Below are 15,939 nucleotides of genomic sequence, written 5' to 3'. Positions count from 1 at the left end.
TCGGCCCTGAAGTGTGTAAGTTACACCGCTTTCTGTGGCGTCTTGCGCGATATGGTTCCAAATAAATCCCGCCCCCCTGTGGACATTGAGCGGGCCGTGGCTAACCTGACCCCGGATACACAAAAACCCGCCTATGGCAGGCGGGTTTTTCCACGGGTGGGCAATCAGGTGTTGATCGAGCCCCCCCCCTGATAGTCGGGTTGCGGAATCTGGCCATTGCCCTGGCCGCCTTCGCCGCCTTGGCCGCCCTGTGCACCTTGTTGCTGCAGTTGTGCAAGCAGCTTCTTCAGTAGCTCCTTCAGGTCCTCGAGACTCTCTCCGCCGCCGGCCCCACCGCTTCCCTGCCCACCCTGGGAGCCTTGTGACTCCATTTGGTTAATTTTGCTTTTTACGTCATCAATCTGTTGGTTGAGGTCTCCCTGGGAGCTTCCGCCGGCGCCATAGCTGCCCGTATTCACTGGAGACTGTGTTCCGCTGATGCTTGTCATAAATGTCGACTCCACAATAACTAACGAAAAGGACCGATCAGTCACACCGATCAGTCCATAGTCTGTGGCGGGCAAATAGAGATGGTTCCGGCCTGGGAAGACTCGGACCTGCACCAAGGGACGAATCCCCAGGCTGAGTGGCGTTTTCCCACGGACTCGACGCGCTGGCTTACTGCTGCAGTTGCGGGGTTTCCTGGCCCATGCAACGCACCGCCTGCTTCTTATTATTGACCAACACACCACTCAAGCCTTTTTGTTCGGTATCGAACATGACCAGCACGCCATCGACGCACTGCGCCACTTGAGCGGCCGGGGTCAGGGAGATCTTGTAGTCCTCGCCCGGCACGGTCTTGAGCATGGTGAAGTCGCTGAGCAGCAACGCATCCTCAGGCTTGGCGAAGTGCAAATAGCCGTAGTACCACAGGCAGCCGACGGTGCCGATGATGGTGCCGATACCGGTGAGGATCAGCGGGATCATGTTGCGTTCTTCACTCATTGCGGGCTCTCTGATGGATCAACTTTAGGAATGGGGTAGTTCGGAATCTCGCCCAGGCGGCGCAGGCCGTTGAAGTGCTGCGGGTCGTCCAGATAGCGCAGCATCACGGTTTGCCAAGTCTTGTCGGCAAAGGTCTGCACATGGCCGCCGCGGGTCAACTGCAATACCCGTGGCGGTGGCGCGGCCTGATACAGGCGGATACCGTTGGCCACGGGCACGATCGGGTCATCCAGGCTGTGGAACAGCAATTTCGGCACGCCGGTCAGTTGCGGCATGGCGTTGATCGCGCTGTCGGCGTCGGGCACCAGCCAAGACAAGGGCACCTGGAAGGGCCATGTTAACCAGGAGGTGCTCAGGGCGAATTGTCCTACGTCACGATAACTGGCCGGCACGCCGTCCAGTACCAGGGCCTTGAGTTGGACTTGACGCTGCGGGTGTTCCGCCAGGTAATGCACCGCCAGCGCACCACCGAGGCTTTGACCGAGGACGATCAACGGCTGGCCCTGGGTTTCGGGCGCCTGGTCGAGCCAGTTGAACGCCGCGTCCACGTCCTGATAGATCGCTGGCAGCGAGGGCTTGCCTGCCGACAGCCCGTAACCGCGATAGTCCAGCAGCAGTACCTGGTAGCCCTGCTCCGGCAACCACCAGCTGCCGCCCAGGTGCCAGGCCAGGTTACCGCCGTTGCCGTGCAGGTGCAGCACCGTCCCTTTGACGGGTACTCCGGCCTTGGCCGGCAGCCACCACGCGTGCAGCTTCACACCGTCGGCGGTGGTGAGGGTGACATCGCGGTATTGCAAGTGCGCTTTTTCGGGCGTGAACGGCAGGCCGGGTTCGGGGTAGAACAGCAGCGAGCTGCAACCGTTCAATGTGAGTAGCAGGCACAGAATGCCGAGGATTCTCATCCGTTGAAGCCTCGTGAATAACAACGTTTAAAGGATATTGGAGTAATCCGCCTCGATCCGGTCCAGGCTCAAGTGGTTGAGGAAGTTGGAGAAACACATCCACGCCGCCAGTGCATTCATGTCGCGGAACTGCTCCGGCAGGTACTTGGGCGGCACCACCAGGCCTTCGTCCACCAGTTGGCGCAAGGTGCGCATGTCTTCCAGGGTGGTCTTGCCGCAGAACAGCAGCGGCACTTGCTCCAGCTTGCCTTTGCGCACAGCCAGCTGGATGTAGTTGTAGACCATGATAAAGCCCTTGAGGTAGGACAGATCCTTGGTAAACGGCAGGCCGTTCGGCACCGAGCCACGGAATACCCGGCTGGCGTTGCCATAGCTTTCGGCCATTTCAAAGCCTTGCTCGCGGAAGAACTCGAACACCTGCAGGAAGTCGGCACCCTCTTCCACCATGTGGATCGCACGGGTGCGGTTGGTCAGCTTGCGCAAGCGGCTCGGGTAGGAGGCGAACGTAATGATCTCCATGAGGATCGCCAGGCCTTCCTGGGTCACGGTGGACGACGGCGGGCCCTTGGACAGGAACGTGCAGATCGGCTGGTTCTGGCCGTTGAGCGTGGTACCGACATGCACCAGGCCTTCGTGGACTTCCAGCGCACGCACGTCGCGGTCGTTGAACATCGCGTCGGCGCGGATCTTGATGTAGTCGGCGCCCGCTGCGGCATCGGCAACGATGCCGTCGGACTCAAACACCCGGATGGTCTCTTCGGCTTCGCCAAATACCTTGTTCAGGCGGGTTTGCAGCAGGGCCACGGCGTCCTTGGCGGTCAGGGTCTTGGCTTCGTCCTTGAGGTCGCCACGGCCGTCGATATTGTTCAGGTAGTCGGAGAGCATCAGGCCCAGGTCAGCCAGGGTCGGGTCGCCGGCGTGGAAGGCGTCGGAGGCGGCGCCGTACAGCTCCTGGGAAATCAGGCCGAAGTCCTCGGTGCCGCGGGCTTCGAGCATGCGCACCACCATGCGGTATTCGCGGCACATGCGGCGCATGATCTGCCCCACCGGGCTGAACTGGCCGAGGCGGCGAGTGATGTCGCGTTCGATGTTCTGGAATTCCAGCTTTACCGCGCTGGAGTCGAACGACAGCGGCCGGTTCAGGTAATAGTCGCGATCCACGGCGGGCATGGCCTTGCCCTTGGCCTTGAGGAATCCCTGGCGAATGTTGTCGTCCCACTTCACGGCGTCGAGGACGCGAATCGGTGTTTGCGCCAGCACAATGCGATCGGACAAGCTGCGTATCGTCTGCTGGTAATCGTCCACCCGGTGCTTCCTCTTTAAACGTTATTTGCCCGCACGCTGGTAGCGCACGGCTTCAACGAACACATCGGCATTGGCCGGATCATCCAGGTAGGCAAACACCTGGCTCATGGAACTGTCGACCCGTACGCCGGCGCCTTCGACGGTATCCACGCTGCTGCCCTGCAGCACCTGTTGCCCGATGGCCTGGTGAATCTGTTCGAGGTCGAGGTTATAGACCACCAATTCGTGCTTATCGTCGAACTCGAACCCCGCCAGGAAGTAATGCCCTCCGAACCGGGCCGGCAACGGTGCCGACAGGTACCAGCGGTTGCCATGACGCGAAACGGTAAACAGGTACTCATCGCGCTGGGCCGGCGTGGCTTTAGGGTAGCTCACCGCCTTGTAGCGGTGCTCACCGGCACGGCTGATGCGCAGATTGAGCGGTTCGCCCCAGGCATTCCTGCTGGTCCAATGGCCCAGCAACTCATCCGGTGCCGCCTCATGGGCGGGCAACGGGTCCTTGAACGTGACCAGGCAACCGCTGAGCAACAGGAACGACAAGGCGATTACCGCCACACGCCAGGTTTTCATTGGACTCCCCCGGTGTCAGACCGAGGCCAACACCAAATGCATGTAACGCTTGAGGATCTCAAGCATCTCTTCACCGGTCAGAGGCTCTGCGCCGCCCAGCAGGCCCTGATATTCCATCCGACTGATAATCGCCGTCAACACCTTGGCGTCCTGTTGCGGCTCGCGGGAGCCCAATACCTGGAAAAACTGCCCCGTGCCCTGCAACAGGATCTGCTGGTGGGAACGCACCAGCTCAGCCAGGCGCGGGTTGAGCAAGGCTTCCTGGCGAAAGGCCTGTTCGGCCATCAAATGCTCGCGGCGGTTGGTCAACTGGCGCAGCACATAGTCGGCGGTCAGCCGCGCGATGTCATCGGCCAGTTGCGAGCGCGATTCCGGGCTGCCATCGCCATAGGCGACCATCTCACGCAGCAGGCCTTCGTTACGCACCCATAGCTTGCCCATGAAGGCGGCGCTGCGTTCAACGTACTGGGCGAAGGTATCGGTGAGCAGGTCATCGATGTCCTTGAAGTAATAGGTAGTGGCTGACAACGGCACACCGGCCTCGGCCGCCACGGCCCGATGGCGCACGGCCCGCACGCCATCGCGCACCACGATGCGCATGGCTGCATCGAGAATGTCTTGCCTGCGTTGCTCGCTGCCCCGACGGCTGGCCTTACGGCCCTGGTACTGGACGCTTTCAGCCACGGCAGCGGCAATGCCGGCGGCACCTTCTTGAGCGGTTACGCGGTTCACGACACACATCCTTGAATAGATCAAAACCTGGCGCTGTTTGCTTGACGCTTAAAAACGCCACATAAAAAAGCCGCCTTATAAAAGGCGGCTTCGGATTTCGCTACATTTACGCTTGTGGCCGCATGTGCGGGAACAAGATCACATCGCGGATCGACGGCGAGTTGGTCAACAACATCACCAGGCGGTCGATGCCGATACCTTCACCGGCCGTTGGCGGCATGCCGTATTCCAGGGCACGTACGAAGTCGGCGTCGTAGTGCATGGCTTCGTCGTCGCCAGCGTCCTTGTCGGCCACCTGGGCCATGAAGCGCTCGGCCTGGTCTTCGGCATCGTTAAGCTCGGAGTAGGCGTTGGCGATTTCGCGGCCGCCGATGAACAGCTCGAAACGGTCGGTGACGTTCGGGTTGTCGTCGTTGCGACGGGCCAGCGGCGACACTTCGAACGGGTACTGGGTAATGAAGTGCGGCTGTTCCAGCTTGTGCTCCACCAGCTCTTCGAAAATCATCACCTGCAGTTTGCCCAGGCCTTCGAAACCGAGCACCTTGGCACCGGCTTTCTTGGCGATGGCGCGGGCCTTGTCGATGTCGTTGAGGTCGTCTGCGGTCAACTCAGGGTTGTACTTGAGGATCGAGTCGAACACCGACAGGCGCACGAACGGCTCGCCGAAGTGGAACACCTTGTCGCCGTACGGCACGTCGGTAGTCCCGAGGACAAGCTGCGCCAGCTCGCGGAACAGTTCCTCGGTGAGGTCCATGTTGTCTTCGTAGTCGGCGTAGGCCTGGTAGAACTCCAACATGGTGAATTCCGGGTTGTGCCGGGTCGAGACGCCTTCGTTACGGAAGTTGCGGTTGATCTCGAACACCTTCTCGAAGCCACCGACCACAAGACGCTTGAGGTACAACTCAGGCGCGATACGCAGGAACATTTCCAGGTCCAGTGCGTTGTGGTGGGTTTCGAACGGCTTGGCTGCGGCACCACCCGGGATGGTCTGCAGCATCGGGGTTTCCACTTCCAGGAAGTCACGCTGCATCAGGAAGCTGCGGATGTGCGCGATGACCTGCGAACGCACGCGGAAGGTCTGGCGCACGTCTTCGTTGACGATCAGGTCAACGTAGCGCTGGCGGTAACGCTGCTCGGTGTCGGTCAGGCCGTGGTGCTTGTCCGGCAACGGGCGCAGGGACTTGGTCAGCAGGCGCACGCTGGTCATTTCCACGTACAGGTCGCCCTTGCCGGAACGGGCCAGGGTGCCTTCGGCGGCGATGATGTCGCCCATATCCCAGGTTTTCACCGAGGCCAGGGTTTCTTCGGACAGGGTCTTGCGGTTGACGTAGACCTGGATACGCCCGGTCATGTCCTGGATCACCATGAACGAGCCACGGTTGAGCATGATGCGACCTGCCACCTTGACCGGGATCGCCGCTTCTGCCAGCTCTTCCTTGGTCTTGTCCGCGTACTGCTTCTGCAAGGCATCGCAGTAGTTGTCGCGACGGAAGTCGTTGGGGAAGGCATTGCCCTTGGCGCGCTCGGCAGCCAGCTTTTCCTTGCGCAGGGCGATCAGGGAGTTTTCTTCCTGTTGCAGGGCTTGCGGGTCGAGTTGTTGGTCGCTCATGTCTTTAAATTTTCCATCAGGTTCGTTGTCCCAGGCGTAGGCCGGGGATCGCCGGCAAGGACTAGGCGTCCCCCCGGTTCCTACAAGGGGTTACAGGCCAGATTTCAGGCTGGCTTCCAGGTATTCGTCAATGTCACCGTCGAGCACCTTGTCGCAGTCGCTGCGTTCGATGTTAGTGCGCAGATCCTTGATCCGCGACGCATCGAGCACATAAGAGCGGATCTGGTGACCCCAGCCGATATCCGACTTGGTGTCTTCCAGGGCCTGGGAAGCGGCGTTGCGCTTCTGCATTTCCTGCTCGTACAACTTGGCCCGCAGCATTTTCATGGCGGTGTCCTTGTTCGCGTGCTGGGAACGTTCGTTCTGGCAGCTCACCACGGTGTTGGTCGGTACGTGGGTAATACGTACGGCCGAGTCGGTGGTGTTTACGTGCTGGCCACCGGCACCGGAGGAGCGGTAGGTGTCGATACGCAGGTCGGCCGGGTTGATCTCGATTTCCACCTTGTCATCGATCTCGGGCGAGACGAACACCGCAGAGAACGAGGTGTGGCGACGGTTGCCGGAGTCGAACGGGCTCTTGCGCACCAGGCGGTGTACGCCGATCTCGGTACGCAGCCAGCCAAAGGCGTATTCACCCTTGATGTGCACGGTCGCGCCCTTGATGCCGGCGACTTCACCAGCCGACAGTTCCATGATGGTGGCGTCGAAACCGCGCTTGTCGGCCCAGCGCAGGTACATGCGCAGCAGGATGTTGGCCCAGTCCTGGGCTTCGGTGCCGCCGGAACCGGCCTGGATGTCCAGGTAGGCGTTGTTCGGGTCCATTTCGTGGCTGAACATGCGACGGAATTCAAGCTTGGCGAGGTTTTCCTCGAGACGGGCCAGCTCGGCGACGACATCGCCCACTGCGCCTTCGTCGTTTTCCTCGACGGCCATGTCCAGCAGGTCGCGGCAATCGGCCAGGCCGGTATTCAGTTCGTCGAGGGTGTCGACGATCTGCGCCAGCGCAGCGCGCTCGCGCCCCAGTTCCTGGGCGTATTCAGGTTTGTTCCAGACACTCGGATCTTCAAGCTCGCGATTGACTTCGGTCAGGCGCTCATGCTTTTGATCGTAGTCAAAGATACCCCCGAATAGTTTCGGAGCGCTCGGACAGGTCCTTGATGGTGTTAAGGATCGGGTTGATTTCCATGGCGGGCAGCACTCGTTGGCGAACTTTTGAAAGCCGGCGAGTATAACGGCAAACGGGGGGGAGCGGCAGCCCGCCTGGCGAAAAGGCAGACTACGCAGGGTTAAATGTGGGAGGGGGCAAGCCCCCTCCCACATTTTGATCTGTTGCGGCCTCGAGTCACTCGATGCCGACCAGGTTTCGCCCGTTGTGCTTGGCCGTATACAAGCCCTTGTCCGCCGCCATGATCAACTGGCGGCAATCGGTACCCTGCACCGGCGTCATGGTCGACAGCCCGATGCTGATGGTCAGGCTCGAGCCTTCCGCCGGGGCGATATGCGGGATTTTCAGTGCGGCGACGGCCATGCGCAGCTTTTCCGCCACCAGGCGTGCCCCACCCGGCGAGGTGTTCGGCAACACCAGGGCAAACTCTTCGCCGCCGTAGCGTGCCGGCAGGTCCGAGGGGCGGCTGCTGGCTTCGCGGATAGTGTTGGCGACCTTGCGCAAGGCTTCATCACCCTCGACGTGGCCAAAGCTGTCGTTGTAGGTCTTGAAGAAATCCACGTCGATCATCAGCAATGACAGCTGGGTCTGATCACGCATGGCGCGGCGCCATTCCAGCTCCAGGTATTCGTCGAAGTGGCGGCGGTTGGACAGCCCGGTCAGGCCATCGGAGTTCATCAGCCGTTGCAGCACCAGGTTGGTGTCCAGCAGCTGTTGCTGGCTGACCCGCAGCGCACGGTAGGCGGCATCGCGCTGCAACAGGGTCATGTAGGAACGCGAGTGATAGCGGATGCGCGCCACCAGTTCGATGTTGTCCGGCAGCTTGACCAGGTAATCGTTGGCCCCCGCCGAGAACGCCGCGCTCTTGATCAGCGGGTCTTCCTTGGTGGAAAGCACGATGATCGGGATGTTCTGCGTGGCCGGGTGGTTGCGGTATTCGCGCACCAGGGTCAAGCCGTCGAGGCCCGGCATCACCAGGTCCTGCAGGATCACCGTGGGCTTGATGCGGATGGCCTGGGCAATCGCCTGGTGCGGGTCGGCACAGAAGTGGAAGTCGATGTTTTCTTCGTGGGCCAGGCCGCGCCGGACGGCTTCGCCGATCATGGCCTGGTCGTCGACCAGCAACACCATGGCGGCGTTTTCGTCGGTCTTGATGTCGTCGATCTGTAAATCATTCATGTGCAGTCACCTGAATTACTGCCTGCAAGCCAACACCGCGGAAGGTCATGATCATTTTGCAAAGACCTCCAGCAATCGGGGCGCAATTCTATCCAGTGGGCGAATTTCAACAGCAGCATCAATCGCCGCCGCCGCTTTGGGCATGCCATACACCGCCGAGCTTTGCTGATCCTGGGCGATGGTCAAATAACCTTGTTCACGCATTAGCTTGAGCCCCTGGGCCCCGTCACGCCCCATACCCGTCAGCAGTACGCCGACGGCATCGCCATTCCAGTGGCTGGCCACGCTTTCGAAAAACACGTCGATCGAAGGCCGGTAAATCTCGTTCACCGGCTCTGCGGTATAGGCTAGCGTGCCATTCTTCAATAAACGAATGTGGTGATTGGTGCCGGCCAGCAGCACCACCCCGCTTTGCGGCGGTTCGCCTTCGCGGGCCAGGCGTACCGGCAGGCCGGAGGCGCTGCTCAGCCACTCGGCCATGCCGGCGGCGAAGACCTGATCCACATGCTGCACCAGCACAATGGCGGCGGCAAAGTCCCGGGGCAATCCCTTGAGCAGGGTTTCCAGGGCAGCCGGGCCACCCGCCGAAGAACCGATCGCCACCAGGCTCTGGCGTTCGCCGGTGCTGCGCTCCGGGGTGGTTTCGGCGCGCACACGGCTGCCGCGCTGGCCGATCAGCCAGCCGATGTTGAGGATCTTGCGCAGCAACGGCGCCGCCGCATCCTTGGGGTTGCCCACACCGAGCGCCGGCGTGTCCACCACATCCAGGGCGCCGTGGCCCATGGCTTCGAACACCCGGCTCACATTGGCCTGGCGGTCGACGGTCACCAGCAGGATCGCGCACGGGGTCTCGGCCATGATCTGCCGCGTGGCCTCCACGCCGTCCATCACCGGCATGATCAGGTCCATCAGGATCAGGTCCGGGGTCAATTCGGCGCAGCGCTGCACCGCCTCCAGGCCATTGCTGGCCACCCACACAACCTGGTGCGCGGGCTCGAAGCTCAAGGCACGGCGCAGGGCCTCCACGGCCAGGGGCATGTCATTGACGATCGCAATCCTCATGACCGCGCGCCTCCGATCAGCTCCACCACGGCATCCAGCAGCGCGTCATCGTGGAAACTGGCCTTGGCCAGATAATAATCGGCCCCAGCATCCAGCCCGCGACGGCGGTCTTCTTCACGGTCTTTGTACGACACCACCATCACCGGCAACGATTGCAGGCGACTATCACGGCGCAGGAGTGTGACCAATTCAATACCGTCCATACGAGGCATATCGATATCAGTGATAAGCAGGTCGAAGTCTTCGGAGCGCAAGGCGTTCCAGCCGTCCATGCCGTCAACCGCGACGGCCACTTCGTACCCGCGATTGAGCAGCAGTTTGCGTTGCAACTCCCGCACAGTGAGCGAGTCGTCCACCACCAGTACCCGCTTGCGCGGTGCCTCGGTGGCCTGCTGGCTGCGCCGGGCGATGCGTTCCAGGCGCCCGGTGTTGAGCAGCTTGTCCACCGAGCGCAGCATATCTTCCACATCGACAATCAATACCACCGAGCCGTCGTCCAGCAAGGCACCGGCGGAAATATCCTGGACCTTGCCCAGGCGATCATCCAGCGGCAACACCACCAGGGTGCGTTCGCCGATAAAGCGTTCCACGGCGATCCCGTAAACCGCATCGCGCTCGCGGATCACCACCACCTTCAAGGTTTCGTCATTGCTCTGCCCCAATGGGCGCTGCAACAGCTGGCTGGCGGCGACCAGGCCCACATGCCGACCTTCGTGCCAGAAATGCTGGCGGCCTTCCAACTGCACAATGTCGTCGGGTGCCAGGTCGCACATGCGCTCGATATGCGCCAGCGGGAACGCATAGGCTTCCTCGCCGACTTCCACCACCAGGCTGCGCACCACCGACAGGGTCAGCGGCACCTCCAGGTGGAAGCGACTGCCCTGCCCTGCCGCCTGCTCCAGCACCACCGCGCCGCGCAGTTGGCGAACCATATGCTGCACCGCATCCAGCCCGACCCCGCGCCCGGACACTTCGGTGACCTTGTCGCGCAGGCTGAACCCCGGCAGGAACAGGAACGTCAGCAGCTCCTCTTCACTCAGGTTCAGGGCCGTCTCCCAGGTTGAAAGATGCCGATCGACGATGGTGCCGCGCAGACGCTCCAGGTCGACGCCATTGCCGTCGTCACTCAGCTCCAGCACCAGCAGGCCGGCCTGATGGGACGCGCGCAGGCGGATCAGGCCTTCGGCAGGTTTGCCTGCCAGCAGGCGTTGCTCGGGCATTTCGATGCCGTGGTCGACGGCATTGCGCAATAGATGGGTGAGTGGCGCTTCGAGCTTTTCCAGCACGTCGCGATCGACCTGGGTCTTTTCTCCCTCGATCTCCAGGCGCACTTGCTTGCCCAGGCTTCGGCCGAGGTCGCGCACCATGCGCACCTGACCGGCCAGCACGTCGGCAAACGGGCGCATGCGACAGGCCAGCGCAGTGTCGTAGAGCACCTGGGCACGCTGGCCGGCCTGCCAGCCAAACTCATCCAGCTCGGCGGTCTTTTCCGCCAGCAGCGCCTGGGCTTCGCTCAGCAGGCGGCGGGTATCGGCCAGGGCTTCCTCGGCTTCGAGGCTCAAACCCAGGGTCTTGAGCTGGCCATCCAGGGTATCCAGGGCGCGTACGCTCTGGCTTTGAATCCGTTTGAGACGCTGCATGCTGGCCAGGTAGGGCTTGAGCCGCTGGGTTTCCACCAGAGACTTGCTCGAGAGGTCCAACAGGCTGTTCAAGCGCTCGGCGGTCACGCGCAATACGCGTTCGCCACCTTCAGTCATGCGCCGGCCCTGACGCGGCGGATCACTGGCGACGTGCGGTGCGGGCTCAGGCTCCGGCGGCAGCTCTTCGATGAGCGGCGCCGGGGCGGGCTCAGGCGCAGCGGGCAGCGGCGCGACGTAGGCACTGGGCTGGGATGGATCCAGCAGGCGCTCCATCAACGCCACATAGGCATCGATGTCCGCCGTGCCGACATCGTTGCCAGGAGTGGCGATACGCATCAGCAAGTCGGTGCCTTGCAGCAACGCGTCGATATGTTCGGGTTGCAGGTACAGGCGGCGTTCCTGGGCGCTGACCAGGCAATCCTCCATGACATGGGCCACGCTGACCCCGGCGTCCACCCCGACGATGCGCGCCGCGCCCTTGAGCGAATGCGCGGCACGCATGCAGGCTTCAAGCTGGTCGGCCTGGGTAGGGTTGCGCTCCAGGGCCAGCAGGCCCGCGCTCAGCACCTGGGTCTGGGCATCGGCTTCCAGGCTGAACAGCTCCAGCAGCGAGGCGTCGCGCATCTGGTCGGGGGTCATGTGAGGCTCCGGGTCACGGCGGACAACAATTGCGCCTCGTCCAGCCACCGCAGGCTACGGCCTTTCCACTGCAACACACCCTGGGTGTAGCGCGCGCTGGCCTGGGTACCCGAGGCCGACGCCGCCTTCAGGGTGCGCTCATCGATGGCATGGATGCCATCCACTTCGTCCACCGGCACCACCACCGGGCCATCCTGCGCGGCGATGATCAGCATGCGCGGCATGATCCGCCCACCGCTGGCGCCCTGATGGGTTGTTTCCAGGCCAAGCAACTCCACCAGCGACAGGCACGCCACCAGCGCGCCACGCACATTGGCCACACCGAGCAAGGCACGGGAGCGCTGGTGCGGCAGCGAGTGAATCGGTTGCAACGGCGCCACCTCCACCAGGCAGCGGGTGGCGATGCCCAGCCATTCCTCGCCGAGGCGGAACACCAACAGCGAGCGGGTGACGATCTTTTCGTCAACCTCGGCAGCCGCCACCGGACGACGGTCGTCCTGCTGCAAGGCATAGCGGTCCAGCAAGCGCGTGGCGGCAGCCGAGTACACCGAACAGTTACGGCAGTGGATATGCTCCACAAGCAACGGGCACGACTTGTCGCCATGGATACCGATACGGTTCCAGCAGTCGTCGATGGCTTGGGTGTCGGCCAGGGTCAGGTCCAGGCCTGCGGTGTTGAGCGCCTCGGTGCTACTCATCGTTTGGACTCACTGTCTGCTCGCTCGCTGCGGGCGGCCCGCGCCTGTAAACGGCGCGCCCCCGCACTGTCGCCCTGGGACTCGAGCAAGGCGGCCAGGTGCATCAAGGCCTGCGGGTGCTGGGGTTCCAGGTACAAGGCTTTACGATAAAACCCCTGGGCTTCCAGGGCGCTGCCGGCCACGTCGCTGAGCAACCCCAGCCAGTAGAACACCTGGGCGGCCGGCGGGTGACTGTTCAGATACTGCTCGCAGGCGGCGCGGGCCTCGGCACTTTTGCCTTCGTTGGCCAGGCTGGCGATGCGGCTGAGCAAGGTGCCCGCATCGGAGGGCGGCGCCTTGATCGGCCCCGCCTGGGTGCTGGCCGTGCTGAACGGTCGCGGCTTGACCGGGACCGGCGCGGCGCGGCGCGGTGGCGTCGGCATGGGCACGAATACCGGCTCAGGCTTCACCGGTTCGGCATGCCGGCTGAAGGCAAATGACTGCGGCACCCCAATCGAGCGCATGCCGTGGCGCCCCAGCAAGCTGCCCTCGGCGGGACCGATAAACAGCACGCCGTCCACATGGGTCAGGCCCTTGAGCACATCGAAGACTTGTTTCTGGGTCGGCTGGTCAAAGTAGATCAGCAGGTTGCGGCAAAACACGAAATCGTAGCTCGCCTCGTTCGCCAGCAGCGTCGGGTCGAGCAGGTTGCCGACTTGCAGGCGCACCTGTTCGCGCACGCGGTCGGCGATGTGGAACCCGTCGCCGTATTCCGTGAAGTGGCGGTCGCGAAAGGCAATATCGCCACCGCGAAACGAGTTCTTGCCATACACCCCACGCCGGGCGCGCTCCACCGACAGCGGGCTGACATCCAGGCCCAGGACCTTGAACTGGTGCGGCGCCAGCCCGGCATCCAGCAAGGCCATGGCAATGGAATAGGGTTCTTCGCCGGTGGAACACGGCAGGCTGAGAATGCGCAGGGCGCGCATCTGCTTGATCTCGGCCAGGCGTGCAAGCGCCAGTCGGGCCAGGGTCGCAAAGGATTCGGGGTAACGGAAAAACCAGGTCTCGGGGACGATCACGGCTTCGATCAGCGCGTGTTGCTCGTCCTCGGAGCTTTGCAGGTGCTGCCAGTACTGCCCTGGCGTTTGCGCCTGCACGGCCTGGCTGCGCTGGCGTACGGCGCGCTCGATGATTGCCTCGCCGACCGACGCGACGTCCAGGCCGATACGTTCTTTCAAGAAGGCAAAGAAACGCGGGTCGTTGCTCATAGGCTCAGCTCGGCAGAAAACAACAGGGCGCGCACATCATCGGTGAGCACGTCATTCACGCCAATCCACTGCATCAGGCCCAGGGCATCCTCACGCACCGGCCCCAGGTACCGCGCCTGGCGGTTATCCAGGCCGTAAGGCTGGAATTCGGCCGGGTCGCACCGCAGGGTGTCCGTGGCCTGCTCGAGGATCAGCCCGAGCCAGCGCGATTCGACCCAGGTGTGCGGCTGGTAATTGACCAGCACCAGGCGCGTACTCGTACGCGCCTGGGCCGCTGTGCCGAAGGTCAGCGCACTCAGGTCGATGACCGGCACCAACGCCCCGCGATGGGCAAAGATGCCCGCCACCCACAGTGGCGCGTGGGCGATAGGCTTGAGCGGCAGGCGTGGCAACACCTCGGCCACCTCCGTGGCCTTGAGCGCAAAGCGTTCGCTGCCGATGTGAAACACCAGGAACAAGGCTTTTTTCGCTGCCGGAACGGCGCCGCGTTTAGCCGCAAGGTCGCTCATCAGACTTTGAAACGCGACACGCCGCTGCGCAGACCCACCGCAACCTGGCTCAGTTCATCGATGGCAAAGCTGGCCTGGCGCAGGGACTCCACCGTCTGGCTGCTGGCATCGCCCAGTTGCACCAGGGCATGGTTGATCTGCTCGGCGCCGGTGGCCTGGGCCTGCATGCCTTCGTTGACCATCAACACCCGCGGCGCCAGGGCCTGTACCTGATGGATGATCTGCGACAGTTGCTCGCCTACTTGCTGCACTTCGAACATGCCTCGACGGACTTCTTCGGAGAACTTGTCCATGCCCATCACGCCCGCCGAAACCGCTGACTGGATTTCACGCACCATCTGCTCGATGTCGTAGGTGGCCACGGCGGTCTGGTCGGCCAGGCGCCGCACTTCGGTGGCCACCACGGCAAAACCGCGCCCATATTCACCGGCCTTTTCGGCTTCGATGGCGGCATTCAGGGACAGCAGGTTGGTCTGGTCGGCGACCTTGACGATGGTCACCACCACCTGGTTGATATTGCCGGCCTTCTCATTGAGGATCGCCAGCTTGGCGTTCACCAAGTCGGCGGCGCCCATCACCGAGTGCATGGTTTCTTCCATGCGCGCCAGGCCTTGCTGGCCGGAACCGGCGGCCACCGAGGCCTGGTCGGCGGCGGTGGACACTTCGGTCATGGTGCGAACCAGATCCTTGGAAGTGGCAGCGATCTCCCGTGAAGTGGCACCGATCTCAGTGGTGGTGGCCGCGGTTTCAGTGGCAGTGGCCTGTTGCTGCTTGGAGGTGGCCGCAATCTCGGTGACCGAGGTGGTGACCTGCACCGAAGAGCGCTGGGCCTGGGACACCAGGGCCGTGAGCTCGGTCATCATGTCGTTGAAGCCGGTTTCCACCGCACCGAACTCGTCCTTGCGCTCCAGGTTCAAGCGTTTGCTCAGGTCACCGGTGCGCATGGTCTGGAGGATCTCGACGATGCGTTGCATCGGCGCCATGATCGCGCGCATCAGCAGCAGGCCACACAGGCCGGCGGCGAGAATGGCCACGGCCAGCGACAGGAACATGCTGACCTTGGCCGAGGCAACGGCGTCGTCAATGGCGGCCGTTGCCCTGTCGGACACGGCCTTGTTTTCCGTGATGATGTCATTGAGCTTCATGCGCCCTTCGGTCCAGATCGGCGTCAATTGCTCTTCCAGCAGCTCGCGGGCGGCCGGCAGGTCATTGGCTTCGACGCGCTCAAGCACCTCGGCCAGGACCTTGTTGTAATTGATGTGGGCGGCCTTGAAGTTATCGAACTCCATGCGATCGGCCTGGCTATGCACGGTTTTTTCGTAATTGGCCATCTGCTGTTCGATACGCGCCTCGAAGGCCTTGTAATCCGACTTATCGCTATTGGTGAAGGTTTTATCCTCGCGCAGGCCAATGATATCGATGGTCTGCAAATAGCTGTCGACCCACGCGCTGCGGATCATCGAACTGAGGTAAACCCCCGGCACCGCGTCGTCACGCACCGATTCCTGGCTGGCTTCGATCTTCAGCAACCGTGAGTAGGACACCACAACCATCAGCAGCATGATCGCGATAATGACCGCAAAGCTCGCCAAAATCCGCTGGCGCAAGGTCCAATTCTTCACAGTGTTTCCTCGAAGGGCCATTCAAATGGAGGGGAGTATAGCTGAGCAGAAGCCCTCATTTATCAATGGGTTT

Annotated in this window: 15 protein-coding genes; all 15 read right to left on the bottom strand. The window is 62.4% G+C overall.

All coding sequences use genetic code 11. The features are described from left to right. Positions 1-164: 164 nt before the first annotated feature. Positions 165-488, bottom strand: coding sequence for a hypothetical protein (locus F6S08_RS07375; protein WP_065926485.1), 324 nt, complete (start codon positions 486-488; stop codon positions 165-167). A 169-nt stretch (positions 489-657) separates the two neighbouring features. Further along, positions 658-984 (bottom strand): hypothetical protein, encoded by a 327-nt coding sequence (locus tag F6S08_RS07370; RefSeq protein ID WP_003172217.1) that lies wholly within the window; start codon positions 982-984, stop codon positions 658-660. Further along, positions 981-1,886: an alpha/beta hydrolase gene (locus F6S08_RS07365; RefSeq protein ID WP_027604512.1), complete on the bottom strand. Its 906-nt coding sequence runs from the start codon at positions 1,884-1,886 to the stop codon at positions 981-983. Before F6S08_RS07365 ends, F6S08_RS07370 begins: the two co-directional genes overlap by 4 nt. Positions 1,887-1,913: 27 nt before the next feature. Beyond that, entirely contained in the window at positions 1,914-3,191 is a 1,278-nt protein-coding gene (locus F6S08_RS07360) for a flavohemoglobin expression-modulating QEGLA motif protein (protein ID WP_027604513.1), read from the bottom strand. A 21-nt stretch (positions 3,192-3,212) separates the two neighbouring features. Further along, positions 3,213-3,761, bottom strand: a complete 549-nt coding sequence (locus F6S08_RS07355) for a hypothetical protein (protein WP_065926486.1) — start codon at positions 3,759-3,761, stop codon at positions 3,213-3,215. Between the two features lie 15 nt (positions 3,762-3,776). Further along, entirely contained in the window at positions 3,777-4,493 is a 717-nt protein-coding gene (locus tag F6S08_RS07350) for a TetR/AcrR family transcriptional regulator (RefSeq protein ID WP_027604515.1), read from the bottom strand. A gap of 106 nt (positions 4,494-4,599) precedes the next feature. Continuing rightward, entirely contained in the window at positions 4,600-6,102 is a 1,503-nt protein-coding gene (gene lysS, locus F6S08_RS07345) for a lysine--tRNA ligase (protein WP_065926487.1), read from the bottom strand. 90 nt (positions 6,103-6,192) lie between these two features. Further along, positions 6,193-7,288 (bottom strand): peptide chain release factor 2 gene (gene prfB, locus F6S08_RS07340; protein ID WP_098465888.1). Its coding sequence is split into 2 segments (ribosomal slippage): positions 6,193-7,215 and positions 7,217-7,288, totalling 1,095 coding nucleotides; the frame shifts between segments, so codons are not numbered across the junction. Between the two features lie 156 nt (positions 7,289-7,444). Next, positions 7,445-8,446, bottom strand: coding sequence for a PleD family two-component system response regulator (locus F6S08_RS07335; protein WP_065926488.1), 1,002 nt, complete (start codon positions 8,444-8,446; stop codon positions 7,445-7,447). A gap of 51 nt (positions 8,447-8,497) precedes the next feature. Beyond that, a complete protein-coding gene (locus tag F6S08_RS07330) occupies positions 8,498-9,508 on the bottom strand; it encodes a chemotaxis response regulator protein-glutamate methylesterase (protein ID WP_065926489.1) in 1,011 nt (336 codons plus the stop codon). After that, positions 9,505-11,787 (bottom strand): hybrid sensor histidine kinase/response regulator, encoded by a 2,283-nt coding sequence (locus tag F6S08_RS07325; RefSeq protein ID WP_065926490.1) that lies wholly within the window; start codon positions 11,785-11,787, stop codon positions 9,505-9,507. The genes F6S08_RS07330 and F6S08_RS07325 overlap by 4 nt, the downstream gene beginning before the upstream one ends. Beyond that, a complete protein-coding gene (locus F6S08_RS07320) occupies positions 11,784-12,485 on the bottom strand; it encodes a chemotaxis protein CheW (RefSeq protein WP_027604520.1) in 702 nt (233 codons plus the stop codon). The genes F6S08_RS07325 and F6S08_RS07320 overlap by 4 nt, the downstream gene beginning before the upstream one ends. Then, positions 12,482-13,735, bottom strand: a complete 1,254-nt coding sequence (locus tag F6S08_RS07315; protein WP_315871475.1) for a CheR family methyltransferase — start codon at positions 13,733-13,735, stop codon at positions 12,482-12,484. The genes F6S08_RS07320 and F6S08_RS07315 overlap by 4 nt, the downstream gene beginning before the upstream one ends. After that, a complete protein-coding gene (locus tag F6S08_RS07310; protein ID WP_027604522.1) occupies positions 13,732-14,244 on the bottom strand; it encodes a chemotaxis protein CheW in 513 nt (170 codons plus the stop codon). The genes F6S08_RS07315 and F6S08_RS07310 overlap by 4 nt, the downstream gene beginning before the upstream one ends. Beyond that, a complete protein-coding gene (locus F6S08_RS07305; protein WP_065926492.1) occupies positions 14,244-15,866 on the bottom strand; it encodes a methyl-accepting chemotaxis protein in 1,623 nt (540 codons plus the stop codon). The genes F6S08_RS07310 and F6S08_RS07305 overlap by 1 nt, the downstream gene beginning before the upstream one ends. Positions 15,867-15,939 lie beyond the last annotated feature (73 nt).

Origin of the sequence: Pseudomonas sp. JV449, assembly GCF_032424295.1 — a bacterium.
GTDB classification, from domain to species: Bacteria; Pseudomonadota; Gammaproteobacteria; order Pseudomonadales; family Pseudomonadaceae; genus Aquipseudomonas; species Aquipseudomonas marginalis.
Note: the sequence above shows the minus strand (reverse complement) of the source record. Positions and strands in the feature narration are given on the sequence as shown.